This window comes from Sphingomonas bacterium, from assembly GCF_903643065.1.
Lineage (GTDB): Bacteria > Pseudomonadota > Alphaproteobacteria > Sphingomonadales > Sphingomonadaceae > Sphingomonas.
Genome location: NZ_CAHJWX010000402.1, coordinates 1 through 2,883, shown reverse-complemented (window position 1 = coordinate 2,883; position 2,883 = coordinate 1). Strand labels below are relative to the sequence as shown.

Annotated in this window: 3 protein-coding genes; 1 reads left to right on the top strand and 2 read right to left on the bottom strand. The window is 70.9% G+C overall.

Annotation, left to right across the window (positions count from 1 at the left end; all coding sequences use genetic code 11):
• Together murJ and secB are read right to left on the bottom strand one after the other, a co-directional pair.
• Positions 1-1,372: murein biosynthesis integral membrane protein MurJ (gene murJ / locus HUU95_RS12850; protein WP_174280462.1), on the bottom strand; the 1,372-nt coding region annotated here is incomplete at its 3' end.
• A 142-nt stretch (positions 1,373-1,514) separates the two neighbouring features.
• Entirely contained in the window at positions 1,515-2,021 is a 507-nt protein-coding gene (gene secB / locus HUU95_RS12845; protein ID WP_174280461.1) for a protein-export chaperone SecB, read from the bottom strand.
• 127 nt (positions 2,022-2,148) lie between these two features.
• On the opposite strand from secB, the gene HUU95_RS12840 reads away from it, so the two are divergent.
• A complete protein-coding gene (locus HUU95_RS12840; RefSeq protein ID WP_174280460.1) occupies positions 2,149-2,793 on the top strand; it encodes a Tim44/TimA family putative adaptor protein in 645 nt (214 codons plus the stop codon).
• The last annotated feature ends 90 nt before the right edge of the window (positions 2,794-2,883 follow it).

Below are 2,883 nucleotides of genomic sequence, written 5' to 3'. Positions count from 1 at the left end.
CCGCGAGCAGCGCGCGCGGGGCGCGGCGGCGCAGCTGCGCGTCGGCGGCGAACTGCCCGCGTGCCGCCAGCGTCCGATAGAGCAGCGCGACGTTGACCGTCGAGGCGAGCGCGGTCGCGAGCGGGGGCCCCATATGCTGGAGCGGCCCGATCAGCGCGAAATTGCCGACGAGGTTCACCGCCATCGATACCAGCGCGTACCGCACCGGCGTGCGCGTGTCGCCGCGCGCGTAATAGCCCGGCGTCAGCACCTTGACGAGGACATAGGAGGGCAGGCCGATCGAATAGGCCGCCAGCGCCTGCGCGGTGCGGCGCGCGTCGACGGGATCGAAGCGGCCATGTTCGAACAGCGCCGACACGATCGGGAAGCCGCAGGTGATCAGCGCCAGCGTCGCCGGCAGCGTCAGCAGCAGCGCCAGTTCGGTGCCCCGGTTCTGCGTCGCCATCGCCTCGCCCTCCGCGCCACGCCCGAGCTGGTGCGAGATGGTCGGCAGCAACACGGTGCCCAGGCCGATGCCGATCAGCCCGAGCGGCAGCTGGTTGAGCCGATCGGCGAAATAGATGTAGCTGATCGAGCCGGACGGCAGGAAATGCCGCGCCAGCGCGGTGGAGATGACCAGATTGACCTGCACCGCGCCCGTCCCCGCCGCCGCCGGCACCACCAGCTTGAGCAGGCGGCGCACCTCCGGGCTCAGTCGCGGCAACCGCAACCGCAGCCGCACGCCGTTCTGACGGCAATTATACCAGAGCCAGGCGAGCTGCAGTGCGCCCGACACGGTCACCGCGATCGCCTGGTTGCGTGACGTCGCCAGCGGGTCGCGCGCATGGAAGACAACCAGCGCGACGATCAGCGTCAGGTTGAGCAGGATCGGGGCGGCCGCGTTGACCCAGAACCGCTGGAGCGAGTTGAGGATGCCGCCCAGCAGCGAGACGAGGCTGATCAGCAGCAGGTAGGGGAAGGTGAGGCGGCTCAGCGTCACCACGAACGCGAACTGCGTGTCGCCGACGCCATCCGAGCCGCCCCACAGCAGCCACACCACCGGCCAGGCGGCGACCTCCATGATCGCGGTCATCGCCAACAGCACGGGCAACAGCACCGACTGCGCCTCCTCGGCAAAGGCGAGCCCGTCCGCCAGGCCGGCGCCCGCGGGATCGGCGACCTTGCGGTTGAACATCGGGATGAATGCGGCGGAAAAGGCACCTTCCGCGAACAGCGCCCGGAACATGTTGGGCAGGCGGAACGCGACCAGGAACGCATCGGACGCGAAGCCCGCGCCGACGAAGCGCGCGAACAGCGAGTCGCGCACCAGGCCGAGCACGCGGCTGGCGAGCGTCAGCCCGCCGACCGAGCCGAGGGCACGGGTGAGATTCATGTTGTCCTAATCCGCCCCAGGATGGGGAGGGGAAGCGCTCGCGAGGGGTGGAGGGGCCCGGGCCGGGCGCCACGCTCGTGGCGGGCCCCCACCGTCACGCCCTGCGGGCGCGCCACCTCCCCGTGCCGGGGAGGAGTAAGCGTCACGCCTGACCCACGACCCCCGCTTGGACGTCGCCCTGCTGCGCGGACTGTTGCAGATACAGTTGCGCGAAGTCGATCGGCTCCAGCAGCAGCGGGGGGAAGCCGCCGTCGCGCACCGCGTCCGCCAGCACGCGCCGGCCGAAGGGGAACAGCAGGCGTGGCGCCTCGCCGAGCAGAAAGGGCTGGATCTGGTCGGCCGGCACGTTGCGGAAGCCGAACAGCCCCGCATAGGTCAGGTCGACGATGAAGGCGACCTGCCCGCCCGTCTCGGCGCGCACGTCGATCTTCAGCGTGACCTCGTGCACCTCCTCGCCGACCTGGCCGGTGCCGATATTGAACTGGACATCGATCTGCGGCGGCTCGGGCGTCTGGTAGATGGCGGGCGCGTTCGGGTTCTCGAACGACAGGTCCTTCACATATTGCGAGATCATGCCCGCCGCCGGCGCGGTATCGGCCCCGTTCGCCAGCGGCTGGCCGGGATCGGGGGTAAGTGCGTCGTCGGCCATGAGCTCGTTCAATCCCGTTCGGAACAACAAACCGGCCGGGTAGCAGCGGGGGGAACGGGTTTCAACGGCGAGCGGTTACAAACGCGCGGCGCTTGCCCTATCTATTGCGAGGGTGCACGGAGGAATTGTGTTTTACGTGGTGGTCCTGGCGATGGTGGCGGCGTTCCTAGCGCTGCGTCTGTACAGCGTGCTCGGGCGGCGCACGGGCGCCGAGCCGCGTCCGATCGTGCGCCCGGCGGACGATCGCGTTTCGCTGACGCTGCCCCGCGCCGCCGAGCCCGTGCCCGAACCACGCGAGATGTCGCCCAAGCCGATCGAGGCGCGGGCCGAGCAGGGGCTGCGCGCGATCGTCGCCGGCGAACCGTCGTTCGATGTCGGTCGGTTCGTGGAGGGCGCGCAAGGCGCGTACCGGCTGACGCTGGAGGCGTTCTGGCGCGGTGACCTGGAAGCGCTGACCGACCTGACGACGCCGGCGGTCCGCGACGAGTTCGCCGCCGCGATCACCGCGCGCGCGGCAGCGGGCGAGACGCTCGACAACCGGCTGGTCCGCATCGATCGCGCGCAGATTGTGGAGAGCCAGGTGGCGGGGCGCGAGGCGCGGATCACCGTCCGCTTCGACGCCGACATCGCCGCCGTGACGCGCAACGCGGAGGGCCAGGTGATCGCGGGCACGCTGACCGACGCGGTCGAGACGCACGACCTGTGGACGTTCGCGCGCACGCTCAAGAGCGCCGACCCGAACTGGAAGCTCGCCGACACCGATGAGGCCTGACGCGCGGGCCGTCCTGACGGCCGCGCTGGCATTGTTGCTCGCCGCCTGCGGGGGGCGCGTGGTGCCGCCGGCCACCGCCGCCGCGCCGCC

Bases quoted from the DNA above. Each gene is read 5' to 3' on its own strand.
- secB (WP_174280461.1), bottom strand. From the start codon at position 2,021: ATGGCCGACGACGCACTTACCCCCGATCCCGGCCAGCCGCTGGCGAAC.